Raw genomic sequence first — 20,520 nt, forward strand, 5'->3', positions numbered from 1 at the left:
TTTACAGATGTTAAAAACAATTCACCCCTGCCTCATGAGACAAGGGTGAAAAGAATTTTTTATATGTTTTGTTGATTATCAATTCAATGTCATATTGAATCCCGCACCTACACCCCAATGACCGCCAGAAGTTGTTGCAGATATATTAGAACGGAATTTTCCATTTTCTGAGGTGTAACCAGCACCAAAGGCAAATGCTGACTGACTACGCCATAAACCTGCACCCAATCCAACGCTTAATTTTCCAGGAGTATCATTGTAGCGTAAGTTAGACACCGCTAGACCAATAGCTGCTGCTTGTCTTGCCTCCTTCTTCACACCCTCAATGCTGTAGTTTAAAACGTCAAACTTCATATCTGTATATTGTTTGGATTTATCAACAGCATCGTCAATCGCATCAATCGTAATATTCTTAATCCGTTGATCCGTATACTGCTTTGATTCATCGAGAACAATTTTCATCTGTTCTTTGGTGTAATCATGGAGTTGACCACCATTTACAGCTTCTTTTGATCCTTTCTCAATTTTACCATCAGCGACATTATCAATCACAACAGGCTCACTGGCATCCCCCCCCGCTAATGTGATTTTATTGGTCTTTTGGCCGTTTTCATCTCTGTCATAGCGAACAGCATCCTCAGCAATGTCGTTAACTTTGTTATCAATCTTATCGACTTTGTTTTCAATATGGTAAACAGTTTTACCAATATCAGTAACTGTGCCCGAGATATTATCAACTCTGTCGGTAAGATGCTTAACATCTTTTTCAACACCCGTGACACGTTCATTGGTTTCCCAAAGTTGTCCACCATTAACCGCATCTTTCGAATCTTTTTCAACTTTACCATCAGCGACATTGATAATTTTATTCGGCTTATCATCGCGTTTAGCATCATAGGCTTTTTCTTTATCATTCCACTTTAAAGCCTCTGAATCGACCTTGTTGACGACATCATCAATACGATTATTAATATTTGACATTCCGTTGCTAATACCATCAAAAGCCTCAGAAACTGTGTTATAGCTATTTTTAATCGTTTTACCATTCGCGTCAACTTGAACAACCTTGAAAGTAGGCGCTGTCCATTTGCCATTCTCATATTTGGCACCACCACCAAAATAAGCAGCAAGCTGGTTGCTCATGGAATAAAGCTGGCTACCATTAATCGCATCCATTGAATCTTTAGAAATGTCACCATCCGCGAGATACTTAATCTTGCTGTTTGTTGTCTTGCCATCTTTTTCATGACGTGCAACAAACGCTCCTTCATCATTATCCCACAATAAAGCATCCTTTGAGATCCCTTCAATTTTCTGATTAAACTCATTGGATACCTTCGTTAAGCGCTGATTTACATCTTGAACATTCCCATCAAGACCTTTCAAAGCAGAACCAACATCATAATAATGAGCCTTCCCTACCTGACCATCGACAATAGCAGATAAAGTGTATTTCAAACCTTTAAAGGCACCATCAACAAATTTTGCACCACCACCAAAAAACTTTGCAATATCTGCTGATATTTTATTAATTTGGCTACCATTAATGGCATCGTGAGAATCTTCAGAAATGCGACCATCTTTGACATTATGAAGAGCAACTGGTCCGTTGTTCTTATCACCACCTAAAGTCACACTCCCATAATTAACGCTATTATCGTCATTTTTATCATAAAGAACCGCAGCAGCACTTGCTATCTCAATATCTTTAGAAATTTTGTCTATGCTTTTATCAAGCTGACCTTTGTTAACAGCCTCATCATCATTTTCTGCTGCCTGAACACCAGAAATCTTACGTGCTACACCAGCATATCCGGCAATATTGATCTCAGTACCAGCTTTATCCTTACCAATAGTGATAAGTTTCTGTTCTTCATCCCATTTAACAAGACTATTTTTTTCCAAATCAGAAATCTTATTATCAATTTTATTTATAGAAACATTCACACCCGTGAAAGCTTCCGTAACATTATGATATGTAGTACCCTGAATAAGGAAAGTGGGTTCTATGCCTTCAAGTACATCTGTACTGCCACCAAAATATTTTGATGTGTTTTTGGCAACCTTTTCAAGATTATTAGTAACAGTGGTAACCTTCTCATTCGTCTCAAAGAGTTGTGAACCATTGACTGCTTCCGTCGATGTTCGAGAGAGTTTTCCATCTTTCACACCAGAAATTGTACGCTCCTCACCATTCATGTTTTCAATACTGATCTTTGTACCAGCTTTTTCCTTACCAATGGTAATAAGCTTTTCGTCCTCATCCCATTTAACAAGACTATTTTCTGTCACATTGTTAATCTGATTATAGATATCCGTGATAGAATTATCGACTCCTTCAAAAGCCTTAGCAACATTATGGTACTTTTTCTCAACAAGATCACCGTTCTCAACGCGTTGAGAAACCTTGAAAGTAGGCTCTGTCCACTCCCCATTCTCATAACGAGCGCCACCGCCGAAATAATTCGCAATCTTATTGCCCATCGAATAAAGCTGGGAACCATTTATAGCATCGGTTGACTCTTCAGAAATTTCACCATCCAAAAGAGAAGTAATTTTACTGTTTGTTTTACGTCCATCTGCTCCATGACGTGCAGCAAATGCTTGTTTCCCATCATCCCACAGTAAAGCATCTTGAGAGAACTTTTCAAATTTATTGTCTACATATTTTATGTGGTTATTGACATTTTTGACATTCGCATCAAGCCCTGCCAAAGCAGAACCAACATCCGTATGCTCTTTCTGAACCACATCACCATTGGCAGAAACATTAGATAAAACATATCTTGGTCCTGAGAATTCACCGTTATTAAATTCCGCACTACCACCAAAGAATTGTGCAATGTCGCTGCCTATAGAATGAATTTGGGAACCATTGATTGCATCATGCGAATCTTCAGAAATCTTACCATTTGCAAGGAATTTAATCTTGCTCTCTGTCTTCTGTTCACCTGTTCCATGACGTGCAACAAACGCTTGCTCCGTATCACTCCACAGTAAAGCATCTTGAGAAAGTTGATAAACCTCCTTACTAACATCGGTAACCGTACCCGATATAGCATCAACTCTCGTACGAAAATGCTCAATGTCTTTTTCAAAACCTTTAACACTCTCATTTGTCTTCCATAGCTGGGAACCATTTATAGCTTCAGTTGAACCTTCATGTACCGCCCCATCTTTCACACCAGAAATTGTCCGAGCGTCACCTGATTTATTTGTAATATCAATTTTTGTGCCGCCTTTTTCCTTACCAATAGTGATAAGCTTTCCTTCTTCTTCCCATTTCACAAGACTATTGCCAGTTATCTGGTCTTTTATTTCATTCAACTGTGCAACATTCACAGCATCATTCTCATTAGTCCCCTTTTGTACGCCTGTAATTTTTGTATTGGCAGCATAGATACCACCCTTGGTCATGTTTGGACCATTCTGAATCATGAAACCAGCATTACTCATCCTGCTAAGCCCCGTTTCTACACGACCAACTTTAATATATTCACTTAAATCAAACTTTACTTCATTGTTATCGCCTCTTACAATTTTGATATTTGTATTTTCAGTCTCATTATTATCATCGTCTTTCTGCTTAATGGCAACAAACTTTACGGCACTGCCTGCCCCAACATCTGTCGCTTGATCACCATTAACAGAAAGCTTCCAGCCCGTTTCAATTCCTGCTGTGAACTCTTTCAGCTGTTTATAATTCACTGCATCGGTATCTGTATTTCCCGCTGCAACATTTGTAATTTTTTTACTACCCGCATCAATACCATTGGTAGTTATGCTTGGTCCCCCATCCACAAACGTAAAGCCTTCATCACTCATTATGCTGTTGCCTGTCGTGACACTCTGCAACTTAAGAGTATCATTTAAAGCAAATGTGACTTTATTTTTATCGTCTTTTTTAATTTTGATATTTTTGTGCCCGTCATTACCTTCAGCAGCAACAAGATCTACTTTACTTCCTGCTCCAACATTTGTAGCACTGTTCCCATCAACAGAAAGCTTCCAGCCTTGTTCTGCAATCTGCTTTACATCTTTCAGCTGTTTATAATTTACCGCATCAGCGTCATCGGTCCCTTTAGCTACTTGCGTAATTTTTTTATTTCCAGCCTCAATACCGTTCAAAGTTATGCTTGGTCCATCACCATCAACAAACTTAAAGCCTTCATCATTGATAAGGCTGTTACCTGCAGTAACGCTTGTCAACTCAAGATTACTCTTCAAAGTAAATGTAACTTTATTTCCATTACTTTTGACAATTTTAATATTTTTCTTACTGTTATCATCAGCTCCTGGAACAAGATCTACTGTGCTGCCTACTTTGACATCTGTAGCATTGTTCCCATCAATAGAAAGTTTCCAGCCTTTTTCTGCAAGTGTTTTTACATCTTTCAGCTGTTTATAATTTACAGCATCAGTATTTTCAGTCGCATCTGCTACTCTTGTAATTTTTTTAGAGTCAGCATCAATACCATTTATAGTCATACTTGGGCCTGTTTCATCATTAACATAAAAGCCATCAATAATCATCCTTGGCCCATTTTCAATAATAAAGCCATCATCGCTCATAGAGCTTCTGTCTGTGGTGACACTTATCAATTTAAGATTATCACTTAAAGCAAATTGCATTTTCCGCTTATTGTTTTCATTATTTTTTTCAATTCTTAAGTTATCTTCTCCGACTTTACTATTTTTTACTGAAAAATCCACGGTATCGCCTGAATTCACATCTGTAGGATCTGTATCGTTAGCAGAAAGTTTCCAAGTTCCTCCTCCTCCCATGACATCTTTCATAGCTTTTAACTGCGCTACGTTTACTGCATCGGTATCTTCAGTACCAGCAGCCACACCCGTAATTTGTCGCGTTAACTGACCTTGATCGTCGTCGCTACCACCAACTTCACCAACGCTAAAAGCTCCTGCTGTGCTTACCCATGCTATACCATTTTTTGTGGCCTCTTGACCTGTAGGATCATAACCCTTAACACCCCTTCCCGTACGAGAAACAGAGCCACCACCGATAGCAACACCATCTTTAACACGCACCTGTGCATTTGAACCAATTGCAACAGAATCTTCCATCTCAGCATGAGCAAAAGAGCCTATAGCAATCGCATCTTTAGCATTTGCCTGTACGTATCTCTCTTGTTCATCATCTTCCACAGGTTCGCTACCACCTATTGCAATAGCACCTGAAGCTGTCGCTTCAGCCCGTGTACCTATAGCAATCGCATATTCCTTACTTGCCTTTGTTCTGAAACCTAAAGCTACGCTCTCTTTACCAGAGGCCGTTGTAAGACCACCAAATGCAACAGCAGATTGGCCCGATGCTTCTGACCCTATACCTATAGCAACTGTTGCTTTACCACTTGCTAGTGCAGAAACACCAAAAGCTTGTGATCCACCAGTTGTTGCAGTTGCGCCAGCACCAAATGCCGTTGAATAATTCCCCGTTGCAGAAGAACCACACCCCGTTGCAAAAGAATAGACACCATAAGCTTCAGGTATAGCGTTTACAAAACCTTTAGTACCAACTGGTCCCATATAACTAGCTTTATTGATCAGATTCCCATCTCCAGTCCAAGTAACCTTCTCAGTAGTTGTACCGTAGGGGTTACTTCCGTTAGGAGCAGAATAGCCCTCGATAAATCTGTCATATTGTTCTTGTGCAGTTATTCGTTGATTATCAGTAATCGCTTGCTGTTGCTTACCACCACGACCAATGACGTTATCTACACCACAGTAATCATCATCACCAGCAAAGACAATACTGCCATGACTACCATACGGATATATAACATCGGTACCAGTTGTACTCTGAACAAGTGATCCCCTTATTGCGAGATTCGCAGCAAAGACAGGGGAAACACTTGATAAAAGTGTGGCCATCGCAGCACTAACTGAGACAGCTTTAATTAAATTTGGTGTGGAATATTTTTTTTTCATAAGGACCCCTCCAACAGAGTTCAACATCATCACAACGCGCAAAAACACTCATGGCAAAACGCTTGGTTTGCGCACATCAAAAAAACCAATAAATCAAAACAAAACCCTCCCCCCTCTGATACCGCTATTCATGCAGCATCAGCCTAAAATCTCTGTAACAACATCGAATCTAGAAAAGTCCCCAACCCTTTTAGCCAGAGGGATTCAAGCTAAAAAATAAATAAAAACACAAAACTTTGAAAATATACCGTTATCTCCATTCAAAAATACTGCGATTTATCTCTTAACAAAAATAGTTTCACTAAAGAGCAATTCTACTTTTCAAATAAAGCGCAGCAGCAAAATGGCAAGAGTGTAAAAATAATTTTTTGTCAATTTGTAAAAATACTTTTTAATAAAATAGCTTTTCTTATAAGAATTAACTTATGATGTTTTTTAACTTATCGTATAATCTCATAGCTTATGATCATCATAAGCTCTCTCCTTACTATACAAGGTTATTTGTCTCAATGTATTATGTATGTCTTTTGATAAGGAAATTTTCTTAATATAATGAGCAACTTTTAATGTCCACGTGCTCACTTAATCATCTTCGTCAAAGGATAAAAGTGCACTAAAATGATCTTTCGTTCCTTTCTCTTCTGAGCTATTACCTTCACAGGGGTATGCCCTCACGAAGAAAAGAACACCATTAGGTTTTATATCCGCTTGCTTGTTTTATAGAGGCACCAAACATCGTCATTGTATTTTTACTGTTATATAATTTTTAAAACATCACAAACCGAAAAGAAGCTGTTTTCTAAACTTTTTTCCCTCATATAACGCATAATATTTTTAATATTGTCGGTATTTTTTCTTCACCAACAAATATTAATGGTGCCAGCTTCTTTTTAAATAATTTTCTATTTGTATCATCAACCGTCATTCTTTTTATGAACGGTTTTATCGGTATTAGAGCAATATCTTGATTTATAATGATGATTTCTTTTATGGTGAATAAACGAGCCGAAAACCGTATACTTTTCCTATTTCAGACCTATTCATACAGTAGAAAATCAAAAAATTCTATTTTTTAAAAGAGCTGTTCATTTGTATCTTGTGACGTGACTTAAGGCGCTTTCTCACCTTCGATTTTACGCTTTAAATGAAGTTTTAAAAGCGGAAAAGTTGCTTCGACTTCTTCTATATCATTGAGATTTTGAATAAACTCTTGCAGTTTTCCGTAAAGCTCTCCTGCAAATTCTGCGATATCTTCAGGAGGTATATCTATTTTTGCATCATGATACGTTGTATAAGCTAAATGCCCAAGCTTTTTCATCAACCCAACAGGAATTGCTTGCGGTTTGAAAGCAACTGCTTTTGCCGCATCTGTAAACATTTCACCTTCACCCGTAACGAGCCAATCTAAAGATATCCCACAACGATTTTTATATATCCGCAGTATAGATGCAGGAGGCTCTCGCAATCCCGTTTCATAATTGCGCATAGTTGTTTCGGGAATATCAAAGTGTTCAGCAAATTGTTTGCGTTCCTTGAAACCAAGAGAGCTTCTTACTTTTCGTAGCCGTTTTGCTAATTCGGTTTTAGGTTCTTTTTCAGGACGTGCCAAAAAAATTACTCCAAATGCCTATTTGGGTATTTACAAAAGCCTATTTAGGCTATATACCTATTATTACTACCCGTTATATTGGGTAGATATTACATAACATAACCCCACAAAAAACGGATGTTGCAGCATCCGTTTGCAGGAGCGAAATTTATGACAATCACACAAAAAGAGCAATCACCATAGTATTTTGCCAAGCCCCATTCTCATACACCCTAGGCAAAACGCGTGGAATTTTACCAAATACCGACCTCCAGTGTCAAAAACATTTAAGTATCCTCTCATGAAAAAATGATATTTGCCAATTGCACACTCATCGAGCGAAGTTCTATCATCTGCTCTCTCAGAAAGTGCCGTCATATGTTTTTAGATTTTAGAACAGTAAAAATCCAATACGTTTTTTCATTGCGTGTTGTGCAATATACCACTGAAATCTTATTACAAAAATATGTAAATACATCTCTCTCACAGTTTTATAAGATAAAAGGTTTATCAATGTCTAAAAATCAATATAAAAGAGGAAAAATAATTGCACATTTACAAAAAATGAGATTATCATGCCTTCTTAAGAAGCTGAACGTTAAACCATGCTGGCTTATTCTAGACATTAATGGCATTGTTTTAGTTGTAATTTGCAATAAAAATTTCAGGGTATTTGTTTTACCGTCAAAATACGCTTTCTCTACGAAAATTAAAAACCTTTTGGCAATGTGTTTTAAATGCTATAAGTTCTATAGTAAGCGCATTGTCATCCCTATTTACAATTGGGCGCTTCAAAATCTTGAAGTGATAACATTTTTAATAGGCATTGATTTAAAAGCGCGTATTTTGCAGAAAATTAAAAAAACCATGAGGTCCGTATACATGGCAATTTTGAGTAATAATCGTAGAGTAATACTTAAATATGCCAAAGCTGCACAGAAAACCGCAACGTGGAGGAGTGAGCATGGCCTCTTTATGCGATAAAGAATTATCTGATACACTGGTTGGTCTTTATGACAACTATAAACGTGGTTTAGACATTGGAGAAGAGCTTAAATTATGTGTGGATTTAGCTTTATCTCTTGAATTGGAACTCAGTATTCTCCGTTTAAGTGAAACAGATGCGCTTTTAAAAAAAGAGATTGTTCAAACCTTGCATCGTCGCAGAAATGCTCATTCCAACGAGGATGAAATTGATACAATTTTTCATATGGATTGTGAAAAACAAAAATAATGTAATAATCTTTCCGTACGATGAGAGATTGTCTGATCACTTTATTGTCTGCTCTACTTAAACTAAAAAATTGCTAAGAAGCTTTAAAGTGTTGTGTCTTTGCCTCTTTACAAAAATGCAATGAATTAAAACGCATAAGCCCTTTTCGGTTATCATAAAAAATCATTGTTATTTTATAACAACATAAGTTTATGCTTTATAAATCTATGCTTTTTCATTAAGGGCAGAGCAACATTTTCGTATTTTCTCACCTATCCTTTAGCAAAATATGAAATATGCCGCTCGTCAATGTTTGGTATAGTTTTAATCAACTTCAATGTAATTTATTGTTTTTCATGTTTATAAAACAACACGATCAATATTCCAACAAACGCAACAATGCTTTGAAGAAAATATATCAATTGAGGGGATATGCTCCTGCTATCGATTGCCATAATGAGATAGACTCCAAGGATAAAGCATCCAGACAAACCATTAAAACTTGCCTGCAATCTTCCTTGGTATTGGGGATCACAAGAGAGTTGCGATAAAGAAATCGAAAGAGCCCAACTCGAAAGTCCAAATCCAATTATAAAGTAAACAGGAAAAACAACAAAAGTGTGTGTATTAACAGACAGAATGATAAGCCCAATAGCCATGAAAGCTAGTAAAAATGCCAACGTTTTCCTTATGGATAAAACTTTACAAAGAAGTGGTGAAAAAAACGCACCTGTCACGACACCCATAGAATAAAGCACCTCAAATATTGCAAAGGTCCTGCTATCTGCGTTTAAGACCTCTTGTGTATAAGGCACCAGAATAACAGGGATGGTCATCAACAGCGTCATAATAATCATCTGGTTTATATAAGGCATAAAAAGAACTGGATTCTGCTTAAGATAATGAAGGGACGCTGTGTAATTTTTCCACCAATTTTGCTTGCTTTGACTTTTAGATCTTCGGGGTTTAGGTACTTTCATTGCAAAATTAAATAAACCTGCAATAACAAAAAATATACCGCCTATCAGAAGTGCTCCTTTTATTCCTACATAGACAAGTATAAAGCCACTCAAGCCCATACCAATGATCGTACCAAGTTCATAAACCATGTCGATGGTTGCATTTGCATTGATGAGCTGTTTTTTAGGAACAATGCTTTGGATTAAAGGAACCGCTGATGGCATATAAAAAGAGATAAAAATACCCAATAGAGCAGATAAAATCATCAAATCAATTTCTATGCCTAATTGCCCAAGTATACTCCACCCCACAATCACCAAGCCTCTGACAAGATTTGAAATTATAATCTGCGCTTTACGGTTATATTTATCTGCTAATATGCCAAAAATAGGTGCAAAAATAATACTAGGCATCCAGAGAAAAAACATCATCAACGCGACACCACGAATTGAACTTGTCTGATGGTAGGCAAGCCATGACAATGCGATATAATTTAGCCCATTTCCAAATGTAGCAAACAAACCACTTAAGGTGAAATAGAGGAAAGTTCTATTCTCGAATAAAGCAGCGCGTTCTTTCAAATTTGCAATGAACATAAATTATTCCCTCATACATACATTATTGAGTATGCAGTATAATCACATTTTAAATATATATTAAGCGCTTTATTCTCGTTCATTAAATTTAAAGAAACAAAATTCCTCATTTTGTTAGAGCCTGATTCATTTTTTTATGAAAAGAAAATATTCTAGGCATCATATGATGATAATCTTAACATACTGAAGATTCATAAATATTTTTACTCTCATTGCGCGTTACATTGGCACCATAGACGGAACACAGTAGTACTGAAATTAATTATTTTAACTGTAATGACTACAAAGCGAATAGGGGATCTCATTTTCACGATGGGGTATTTAAGATTGATCATTCCCGCAAGCAGGTTATAAATTTGATGCCCATAAAAGGTATTCCAGAGATAATCGCATCAGAAATGAGACAGATTTTTAGAGAGATATATGGAACCTCATCAGTGGTTTACGCAAAAAAATAGGCTTTCAAAATACATCATTTGAAGCAGAAAAGAATGTTCATATTAGCTCTATAGAAAGGGCCCAAAATAATTCCCATGCAACTTTCTTTTAAGATTTATACTTGACATAATGGACAAAGGAGAGTTTCTTTATGCAAGGAGAGCTTCTTTATGCACAGCACAATTCGTGAGGGGGACCGCACTACATGCTACAAACTATTCAACCGCAAAATGAAAAATTTGATGGACTAGCTGATGATTATGATCGCTATCGTCCACGCTATCCCCTCAACTTATTTAAAACCATGCTGCTTCCTTTTAAAGACAAAAAACATTTGTCCATCGTGGATGTAGGAGCAGGAACGGGCATCGCATTAGAGGGAATTGTTGAACTTCTAGGCAATGAACATCAATATCATGCGATTGATATATCAGAAGATATGATTAAGCAGGGTCAAAGAAAATTTCCTTTTGTGAAGTGGTATCACGGTAAAGCCGAAAGTCTCTTGCCCCAAATCGGCAAGGTTGATCTTGTTGTTGCGGCACAAGCGTTTCAGTGGATGGATCGCCCTTTGTTGCTGAACACTGTCTCAAACCAGCTTCGCTCTGGAGGCGTTATGGCGGTTATTCAAAACAATCGCGATTTTCAAAATAGTCAATTTCTCGCTGCTTATGAAACATTATTAGAAGAGATGAGCCCTCACTATTCTCGTTATTATCGTCATTTTGACTTTTTACAGGAAATGCGTGATGGTCTTGATGTCAATCCAGAAAATGTTGCTTTACATATACACAATTGGACGATGACGATCCCCTCCGAAGCTTTTATAGGCATGAGCCGCTCTTCAACGCAAGCGCAACGCGCCATTGCCAACCATGGAGAAGAATATTTGCAGGAATTGGTTAAACTGATAAAACAATATGAAGTGCAAGGAAATTTGGAACTTTTATATCGCAGTGAACTCTACATCTATACAAAATAATCTTACACCTATAGTTCTCCCCGTTACCTTGCAACGCATTATGATCCCCTCAAGAAATGAAGCCATGCCACCCAAATTGGCTGTATAATTAGCTGCATAAAACTACCCAAAGTTGTATTAAGGCACCTCAATTTGAGACCATAAAATAATTTCTGCCTTATAATGCAGGATTATTGCCAGCTTAAAATCCAAACTCATCGCTGCAATGATCAAGAATAACTCTTCATCTTAAACTCAACAGTGTCAGCCTTGAGAACACAAAAGATAACTCTCAAACATAGTTGTGCTCATTATCAATCAAAGTTAAGCCTTTATCAGCCAAATGCCCCGACAAAAGACCCAGCAAAAATACTCATCGTCGTCCCCTCTCACTCACACTTCTTAAGAATGCGCTAGCATTACAGTCAATATCAACGTTCAACTTTATATCATGCCCCTATCAAAAAACTTGACCTCTCTAGTCATAGGTGTACTAACTGTTTATGGACGTTATAGACTAATTACACTATTGCATATTTTTAAAGATGTGAACATGGGGGGAATGATATGCGTAAACAGCTAATGTTTCGGTTTTATGGGCTTGTTGTCTTGCTCTATCTTTCTGATATGGTGCTCTTCTTAAGTAACCTTTGGAATGCTTATCGCATAACATCTTCATCGGTTTTTCTAGGGATAACCATGGCTTTGGGAACCCTTACACCCACTCTTTTGAAAAAAAGTGGCCTAGTGCATATTAAAGCCTCACTGCAATTGGGAGATTTATACAAAAGGCGGATTGTCATCTATAGCCTTCTTTTATTGATTTCTCTTTTTCATTATGTCGACTCTCCTTTGGGTTTTATTGTGGTCTCTATCTCGATCGGTTATCTCTCTTTGATCACCTTAAGTACGCTGGAAACTTATAATACGAAACTCGCGCTTAGTGGTTATATTAGTGCCCAAAAGGCTTCTCGCATTATGCAAACAGTGGTGCAGATTGGCGCCTTTTTGGGGGCAGCACTGAGCGGCTATCTCTTAGAAGCCACCAGCCCACGAGGAATAGCCCCTGAAATCGGCTATAATGGTTTGATTGCAGCCATTTGTGTGTTTGACATTATCGTAAGCCTTGTGGCCGGATATGTTATCTTTCGCGATGAATATAGTGCCGAGTGCACGACGAATGGCTTGTCTCCTATCACCGATAAAAAACCAACGCTTATACCGCAAGCAGAGAGGCTTTCTCTAGAGCTTAAACTTTTATGTGTTTGCATAGGCCTTATTGGCTTTCACATTTGCGCCTATAATACACTGGCAACCATTCTTTTTCAGAGTGTGAAAAATTTTGGTTCTGAATATTATGGCCTGTGCAGCGCGGTTGCAGGTGTAGGCGCTTTTCTGGCTGCTTTTATCAAAATCCCGCGCTTTGAATTCATTTTTCCAGCCCTCATATTGGGTTTGGCTGATCTTATTTTCAGCACCACACAATTGCCTTATTTGGCTATGGTTTTTTGCTTTTTTATTGGCTTTTCAATGAATACCATGCGGATTAACGCCCGCAAACATATGATTGAAGCAACAAAAACAGAAACTCAAGCAGAGCTGGTGGGAAGCTATAGTGGCATGCTTTATACGCTCTCTCAATCGGCGGGTTATGTTATTCTTGGTCTTCTTACAAGCTCTGTCCTTATGGGGCCTCAAGCAGCCATTTACCTTCTTCCCCTTATCGGGCTGATAATCTTTATTTATGTTCTTTTTCTTTCATCACAGCAGGCCCAAATATGAGCAAAACTATTCTTATTGTCGACCCTTTCTCCACAGGTGCCCTCTATGCCCCTGCCTTACAAAAATTAGGCTATACCTGTTACGGCGTTGTCTCTCAACCAGCACCTTTTTCACACTATATGCTTTCTTATCAGGGAGAAGGCATGGCAGAAACAAAACTTCATAGCGTCGATGAGATAAAGCAACGCTTTCCTATCGGCACAATAGAAGCTGTGATAGCAGGTGCTGAGGTCAGTATTTATTGTGCAGAACAATTGGCTGCTTACTATGGTTGTCCTGGAAATAATCCCTTGACCACCGATTGGCGGCGGAAAAAGGCCGCAATGCAAAAGCGTCTTTGTGAAAAAGGTTTATCCTATATTCGATCAAAAATTCTTACAGAAGGTGATTGTGCTCTTGATGATTTTGAAAGCTTCAGTGGCTATGTGGTAAAGCCAAACGATTCTGCTGGAAGTGATGGTGTTTTATTTTTCTCTAGCCGTGAGGAAGTGGCAACGTGGGTCTCTGAAATTGACTGGACGCAGAAAAATGTTTTTGGCAAACCTAACGAGGTTTATTTGCTCCAAGAAAGATTGGAGGGAGAGGAATATATCGTAGATGCCGTTGTAAAGGGAGAAGCTATAAAGATATGCGCTTTATCACGATATAAAAAGGGTATGCATAATAGAAGTGCCTTTGTTTATGAATCGCTTGATGTGCTTGATGCTCAAGATCCCCTTTATGCCCCTCTTATCTCTTATGCAAAACAGTGTATTCACGCGGTGGGAATTGAATATGGACCCGCCCATATGGAAATCATGCAAACCGCTCGCGGTCCAGTGATGATTGAAGTAGGAGCCCGCCTTCACGGAGGGATTGCTCCCACTTTGTTTGCACATTGCTATGAAGATGATTTACTTGAAAGCTCCGTTAACCTTATTGCGGGAAAGTTTTCGCAAACCCCAAGTCGTTTTAAGAAAAAAGGACGTATTATCTTTCTTATCAATAAGATTGATGGGCATATCATAAAAGATGTTAATCTATGGCAGCAAAAGCTTCATTCTTGGGAAAATGTGGTTCATTTTATGCTCTTTTTTAAAGAAAACGAGCCTCTACCCCTAACCACCGATTTAAATACTTGCCCAGCTATTATAGCAATTTGGGGACAGAGTGATGATGAATTATCAGCTTTAGAAAGGAGCATTCGTAGCCATTTTTTATAGAAAAGCCTAAAAATGTTGAATTTATAAGACCATGCTATCAAGATAACGGAAACTCATTTAGGAGTATAAGATAAATAAATTAACGAAATTAAAGAAAAAAATTCCCCTAACTTTTATATACCCCATTGATTTTATGGTAAATGGCGGAGAGAGAGGATTCGAACCCTCGATATGGTTTCCCATATACACGCGTTCCAGGCGTGCGCCTTCAACCACTCGGCCACCTCTCCAGAAGGTTTGCACTATACCCAGAAAGAAATAACGTGCAAGCCTAAATTATACATTCAAAATGCAAAATTCAAATTTATTGATTAAATAAGAGCTAATATGTGTTGAATAACAAGCATATCCTGTCTTTTTTTAAAAAACTTTTTCCGTGGATAGGTCTAATAATAGGAGTAAAAAGGTTGTATCATAAACTTTCATGCTAACTGATATACTTTCTACTTTATCAAAAAAACACTGCCCTTAAAGTTGGCATACGGTTTATGTTTTCTTCACAAGGAAATAATTAAACATCTCTCGCCTATCAACATTGATTGACCCAACAATAAAATACAACAATAACGATATGAATCTATTATATTTCTCATTAAAATTGCACTCTTAAAATGAGATCCTCAAATAGCGTAAATTTTTCCCTTCACCTCCCCTTTCATATTGAATGCATTAAAATCATGTACTTGTACACCATGAGCGGGAATGGAATGTGGGAAAAATACTTTACATAAAGAATAAGAAAATGATTTTTATGCATTTAAGATAAAGAAAGTATAAAATGAGAAAATCTTTAAAATGATGATTTATCAATTATAAATTAATTATGTTTCCTATAATAGCTCTAAAAGACAATAGTCCTAAGGTACTAAAGGTCCCATAACTTGTCACAATGAGCGCGTTCTTTCCTCTTTACATTCTTTACCACCGGATATCTTTGCTTAGAGCGCGTACAGCTCGTGCTGTTTCACATTGTAGTGCTTTTTGTGCTAAAACTTTCATATCTTCAAAACTATGAGCCTGCAAACACGCCTTTACTGGAGAAATATCGCACGATATCATAGAGAGCTCCTTAATTCCTAATCCAGTCAAAATCATCGCACCAAAAGGATCTCCAGCCATACCACCGCATACACCAACCCAACACTCATGCTGCGCTGCTCCCTGAATAGTCTGATAAATCAGACGTAAAACTGCTGGATCAAGGCTATCAACATCAGACACAAGGTATGGATTTTGCCGATCAACAGCCATTGTATACTGTGTTAAATCATTGGTTCCAATTGAGAAAAAATCAACATGAGCACCCAACATATCTGCCATAATGGCCGCAGCTGGAACTTCAATCATAATACCAAGTTTTAATTTTGGTGCATCAATATCATTACGTATTTCTTCTGCAATCTTTTTTATAGCAACAATCTCTGAAACAGACATCACCATTGGAAATACAATCCATAGATCTCCCCCTTCTTTTGCAGCTCTGTACAAAGCACGTAGTTGAGGCACTAAAAGATCACGCCGACGTAACAAAAGCCGAGTTCCTCGGACACCTAAAAAAGGATTGTCTTCTTTCGATAAATGTAAATGCGTAACTTGTTTATCTCCACCAATATCGAGCGCACGAATAATTAATGGCTTATCTCCTACAGCTGCAATCATCGCTCGGTATATATCAAATTGGACCTCCTCATCTGGAATATGTGGATTATCTAAAAATAAAAATTCTGTGCGCATGAGCCCCACACCTTCAGCTCCCAAATCAAGCGCAACAGGAACCTGAGTTGCATGATTGACATTAGCCATAATACGAATTCTTTGACCATCTGTCGTTTGCACTGGCGTTCTAAACGCGCTTATCTCACTAACACGTTTTTGTGCAACAGTATCAAGATGCCTTTGAGCATCTTCAACATCTTCAAGCGTAGGATCAAGATAAATGAACCCGTTATCGCCATCAATAATAGCCTGAATACCAGACTGAACCGCTAAAATATCATCACCTGCAGCAACAACCATGGGAATATTAAGAGTACGTGCCAAAATAGCTGTATGAGAAAGTGGTCCTCCCCATGCCGTTGCTAATCCTTTTACTTTTGTACAATCAAGTTGTGCAACATCAGAAGGAGAAAGATCGTTTGTAACCAGAATAACATCACTTGGAATGTCATCTAAAAAGAATGTTCTATAAGATGGATTTATTTCCCCTAAAACACGACGACCAACATCAACTAAATTAATAGCGCGTGCTGCTAACAAAGGATTATCTACCTTAGAAAACATATCTGAAAACTGCCGAACCGCTCTATCCCAAGACCAAGCAACACCATGACCTTCTGCGATAAAACGACAAGCTTGAGCTATGAGATTTTCATCTTCAAGCAAAACCATTTGCGCAGAAAAAATCGCCGCAGAATCTTCTCCCATACGCACTGTAATATCAGAAATCACAGATGCCATTTTATGTTTTGTTTTTGTAAGAGCATTCTCAAGACAGGCAGCACCAACTGCAAAATCAATTGGCTGATCTATTATGGAAATATCATTTTGCTTTAAAACAAAAATTTTACCAAACGCTAACCCTGAACTTGCTCCAACACCAGAAATGCCTTTTTGCAGAGAGCTTGGATACCAACCATGCAAAGTCTTTATTTGAGATTCTGTTTCTCTCATGACACATTGTTCACTAATACTCACTTTTTTCGCAATCGCAATGGCTTCATTGAGAAGCTGTGCTCCATCTTCAGCATCTGTAGAGAAAATCAAAACATCTCCGGTTTTTACTCCTAATTGCAATAAACCAACTAAATTTTTCATTTCAACGGCATATTGACCATGACGAACTCTGATAGAATTCTGAACCTTTTTTGCAAAATCAACCCAGAGAGAAGCGGGGCGTGCATGAAGACCACTTGGATAATCTAAAGTCCATTCCTGACGCACCGAAAGATCACCAATCACTGTTTTTTCTATCTTCATATCTTGATTAAACAGAGTTGTAACAATTTGCTGTTTGTCCGTAGTGGTTGCAAGTACTTCAAGCTGTTTTTTATCAAACAAAAGAGATGTCAACTTTTTGCAAATTTCTCTATAGCGATCTGGACACGCTGCAATGGCAATAACCAAATATGCTTTCTTTCCATCCTGCCACTCAACACCATCAGGAACTTGTATAACAGCAACAGCATCCTTGATAATCAAATCACTATTTTCAACCATGCCATGAGGAATAGCTATACCATTCCCAAGCCAAGTATTGGTTATTTCTTCACGTGCAAGCATGCTTGATAGATAATATTTATCAACAGCACCAACCTGCACAAGCAATTCAGCAGCAGCTGATATCGCATCATTTTTATGATCAAAAGCAGCTGCAAGTTGTACAGATCTTATAGACAAGATTTCACTCTCTATAAAATCTACAGTCATTGCTTCTGCTTTCTCATATCTCATCATGAATTCAAACCGCCTCACATCTGAACACGAATATCTCTGATAAATTTCTTTTCAGAGCTGATTTTTCAAAAATACAAGCTATAAACAACATGAAAGATCTCTTTTATTTTACGGAATAGTGCCAAGTCAGGTGCTTAAATACCTTAATATAACCTATAAAACAATTGAATATCACCACTCTGCAGGTTGCTTAAAACGATCATAAGTGAGTCTGCCCCTTTACCTTACGAAGCTAAACCCTCGATTTTGCAGCCCCAATCACTTAAACAAAACCAATCAACTAAAAAACTATGTTTTAAAAACACTTTCATTATCTCAAATTATTCAACATAACTTGTTATTATTCCCTCGAAAGCATCCTCCCCTATCATTTGTAACTTCAGCTAACATTTCAACTTACCCCTCTAGGTTGATTTAACCTACTATCCCTCTTATAAATTCATTACATAACTACAAATTGCTCTAGGCAATTTATCATCTTTAAAGTTCTGCGCCGCTCATTTTAGTATACTTTCCCCCCTAATATATAACATTGATATATTTTTAGCTACTCCTTTACTTCAATCAATATATCAAACACGTACTACCCTCTGTTACCAATTTGCAAAGTATGCACATCCCCAAACGCTATCCTTAACCAATAAAACTAGGAAAAACGCTACAAATTATCTTACCTTTTAGACATTTGAATAACTGAAAACACCAAAAATGCAAAATAAGTATTACCTGAGATCAACCTCAGCTCTTATGCTCATGTATTTCCAGTAATACATAAATAACCAAAATAATAATCATGCAATCAGAAAAAATACTCTTAAAGGTAGCTGATTACATATAGGTTATTTTTATATCTTTAAATAACACCCTCTTTTAAAATATCATTTCATTCTCAATTAACTTCCCCCCTTAATACATTTTACCTTTAAAAAACTTACTCACTGATTCCTATGGATTTTTTTATCCTTTATCTTTTAAGATAAGTAGCCTTACCTATCCACACTCCCTCTCAAATAGCATGCTCTCCTCAACAGTACAAAGGCCAATATAAAGACTTATCTTCATAAATGATTGCAATAAATAATGTTTTCATCAAACTTCTCATAATTTTCCGAAAACAATCGCCTCTCTTATAAAAAAATTATTGAGCGCTTCTTCATAATAAGCTTCTTTCATCAAAAGAAAGTCTATCCTCCTTATGATTACACACAAATTTATCAATAAATTCCATTATAATATCAATATCTTCAGTGCAAACACAACACCGCATAAATCGTCCCCCGCATTGGGAAAAGTCATTTTCCCAATTTCATCTTCTACATTTATTAAGGTTCCAATGCAAAAAGGGAAAGATAGAATACTATCTTTCCCTTTTAATCTTCATAAAACTACAACTGCAATTCAATGGAATCACAAAATCCAATAAAATTACAGTTTATTTCTATAGAACGCTACAGATTACTTTGCGGCCTCTACCATAGGAATGACTGAAACATAGGAACGATTACCGGCTTTCCGCTGAAAAGAAACCTTGCCATTTGATAGCGCAAAAAGCGTATGATCTTTTCCAATTCCAACATTGTTGCCAGGATGCCAACGTGTACCACGCTGACGGATAATAATATTTCCAGCAATAACGGTTTCACCACCAAATTTTTTAACGCCTAGACGTTTCGATTCTGAATCGCGACCATTACGCGAGGAACCACCAGCTTTTTTATGTGCCACAGACGCTCTCCTTTAGTCTTTCTTACTCTTTGATGCTACAGCCGCTTTCTTCTGCGATGCTGCGGTCTTTTTTTCAGCCGCTTTTTTAACTGTCTTCTCAACAGCAGCAGCTTTTGTTTCTTTTTGTGCAGTTGCTTCCTCTTTTACGGGTTTTGCTGCTGCTTTTTTAGGCTTAGAACCACCCATTACAATTTCTAAAACACGAAGTGTCGTAAATTCTTGGCGATGACCACGCGTGCGTTTAGAATTTTGACGGCGTCGCTTCTTAAATGCGATAACTTTGCGCCCACGTGCCTGTTCTACAATTTCAGCTGTCACCAATGCATCTGCAACAACAGGCGTGCCAATAACTGCATTTCCTTCTTGCCCAACCATCAATACATCATTGAATTCAACAACATCACCCGCATTGCCATTTACTTTTTCAACTTTTACCACTTGGTTAGCAACAATGCGGTATTGCTTACCACCGGTTTTAATGACTGCGAACATTTTTTATCCTTCCGTTCACTCCAGCTCTTAATTTCTGCCTTGAAATAAGGGAAAATAGGCTGCTTTTTATCAGTCGTAACCACTCTTATAAGAAAGATAAAACCTTCCTCAACACAAATAAGCGCAGATTTCTCCACGCTCATATTCTACCTATATGAAGG

The 20,520-nt window shown here is 37.6% G+C and carries 11 protein-coding genes and 1 tRNA gene; 5 read left to right on the forward strand and 7 right to left on the reverse strand.

Translation table 11 applies throughout. From position 1 onward, the window contains the following. Positions 1-78: 78 nt before the first annotated feature. Positions 79-5,949: a Vomp family autotransporter gene (locus AC6ER8_RS07695; protein WP_497078166.1), complete on the reverse strand. Its 5,871-nt coding sequence runs from the start codon at positions 5,947-5,949 to the stop codon at positions 79-81. Between the two features lie 1,108 nt (positions 5,950-7,057). Then, positions 7,058-7,558, reverse strand: a complete 501-nt coding sequence (locus tag AC6ER8_RS07700) for a helix-turn-helix domain-containing protein (protein WP_497078168.1) — start codon at positions 7,556-7,558, stop codon at positions 7,058-7,060. Positions 7,559-7,915: 357 nt separating this feature from the next. On the opposite strand from AC6ER8_RS07700, the gene AC6ER8_RS07705 reads away from it, so the two are divergent. Both AC6ER8_RS07705 and AC6ER8_RS07710 read left to right on the forward strand, forming a co-directional pair. Then, positions 7,916-8,521, forward strand: coding sequence for a hypothetical protein (locus tag AC6ER8_RS07705; RefSeq protein ID WP_497078169.1), 606 nt, complete (start codon positions 7,916-7,918; stop codon positions 8,519-8,521). Continuing rightward, the gene (locus AC6ER8_RS07710) at positions 8,502-8,771 is read left to right on the forward strand and encodes a hypothetical protein (RefSeq protein ID WP_497078171.1); all 270 of its coding nucleotides are present in this window, start codon (positions 8,502-8,504) and stop codon (positions 8,769-8,771) included. The genes AC6ER8_RS07705 and AC6ER8_RS07710 overlap by 20 nt, the downstream gene beginning before the upstream one ends. A 323-nt stretch (positions 8,772-9,094) precedes the next feature. Here AC6ER8_RS07710 and AC6ER8_RS07715 read toward each other — a convergent pair whose 3' ends face one another. Continuing rightward, entirely contained in the window at positions 9,095-10,306 is a 1,212-nt protein-coding gene (locus AC6ER8_RS07715; RefSeq protein WP_497078173.1) for an MFS transporter, read from the reverse strand. A 643-nt stretch (positions 10,307-10,949) separates the two neighbouring features. On the opposite strand from AC6ER8_RS07715, the gene AC6ER8_RS07720 reads away from it, so the two are divergent. The 3 genes from AC6ER8_RS07720 (at position 10,950) to AC6ER8_RS07730 (ending at position 14,689) form a co-directional block, all read left to right on the forward strand. Next, entirely contained in the window at positions 10,950-11,726 is a 777-nt protein-coding gene (locus AC6ER8_RS07720) for a class I SAM-dependent methyltransferase (protein WP_497078175.1), read from the forward strand. Positions 11,727-12,272: 546 nt separating this feature from the next. Next, entirely contained in the window at positions 12,273-13,487 is a 1,215-nt protein-coding gene (locus AC6ER8_RS07725; protein ID WP_497078177.1) for an MFS transporter, read from the forward strand. Next, positions 13,484-14,689, forward strand: coding sequence for an ATP-grasp domain-containing protein (locus AC6ER8_RS07730; protein ID WP_497078179.1), 1,206 nt, complete (start codon positions 13,484-13,486; stop codon positions 14,687-14,689). The genes AC6ER8_RS07725 and AC6ER8_RS07730 overlap by 4 nt, the downstream gene beginning before the upstream one ends. A 141-nt stretch (positions 14,690-14,830) precedes the next feature. Here the strand turns inward: AC6ER8_RS07730 and AC6ER8_RS07735 are convergent. The 4 genes from AC6ER8_RS07735 to rplU all read right to left on the reverse strand — a co-directional run bounded on the left by AC6ER8_RS07735 (position 14,831) and on the right by rplU (position 20,359). Further along, positions 14,831-14,919: transfer RNA gene (locus tag AC6ER8_RS07735), tRNA-Ser, on the reverse strand. 688 nt (positions 14,920-15,607) lie between these two features. Further along, on the reverse strand, positions 15,608-18,142 hold the full coding sequence (gene ptsP, locus AC6ER8_RS07740) for a phosphoenolpyruvate--protein phosphotransferase (RefSeq protein WP_497078181.1): 2,535 nt from the start codon (positions 18,140-18,142) through the stop codon (positions 15,608-15,610). Positions 18,143-19,597: 1,455 nt separating this feature from the next. Further along, positions 19,598-19,867, reverse strand: a complete 270-nt coding sequence (gene rpmA, locus AC6ER8_RS07745; protein WP_497078183.1) for a 50S ribosomal protein L27 — start codon at positions 19,865-19,867, stop codon at positions 19,598-19,600. A gap of 12 nt (positions 19,868-19,879) precedes the next feature. Further along, positions 19,880-20,359, reverse strand: coding sequence for a 50S ribosomal protein L21 (gene rplU / locus AC6ER8_RS07750; RefSeq protein ID WP_497078184.1), 480 nt, complete (start codon positions 20,357-20,359; stop codon positions 19,880-19,882). Positions 20,360-20,520 lie beyond the last annotated feature (161 nt).

Source organism: Bartonella sp. SL320 (assembly GCF_059687635.1).

What these genes read in the sequence shown, in the direction of transcription:
- AC6ER8_RS07695 (WP_497078166.1), bottom strand. Translation starts at nt 5,949, where the DNA reads ATGAAAAAAAAATATTCCACACCAAATTTAATTAAAGCTGTCTCAGTT.
- AC6ER8_RS07705 (WP_497078169.1), top strand. Translation starts at nt 7,916, where the DNA reads ATGTTTTTAGATTTTAGAACAGTAAAAATCCAATACGTTTTTTCATTG.
- AC6ER8_RS07710 (WP_497078171.1), top strand. Translation starts at nt 8,502, where the DNA reads ATGGCCTCTTTATGCGATAAAGAATTATCTGATACACTGGTTGGTCTT.
- AC6ER8_RS07715 (WP_497078173.1), bottom strand. Translation starts at nt 10,306, where the DNA reads ATGTTCATTGCAAATTTGAAAGAACGCGCTGCTTTATTCGAGAATAGA.
- AC6ER8_RS07720 (WP_497078175.1), top strand. Translation starts at nt 10,950, where the DNA reads ATGCTACAAACTATTCAACCGCAAAATGAAAAATTTGATGGACTAGCT.
- AC6ER8_RS07725 (WP_497078177.1), top strand. Translation starts at nt 12,273, where the DNA reads ATGCGTAAACAGCTAATGTTTCGGTTTTATGGGCTTGTTGTCTTGCTC.
- AC6ER8_RS07730 (WP_497078179.1), top strand. Translation starts at nt 13,484, where the DNA reads ATGAGCAAAACTATTCTTATTGTCGACCCTTTCTCCACAGGTGCCCTC.
- ptsP (WP_497078181.1), bottom strand. Translation starts at nt 18,142, where the DNA reads ATGATGAGATATGAGAAAGCAGAAGCAATGACTGTAGATTTTATAGAG.
- rplU (WP_497078184.1), bottom strand. Translation starts at nt 20,359, where the DNA reads ATGTTCGCAGTCATTAAAACCGGTGGTAAGCAATACCGCATTGTTGCT.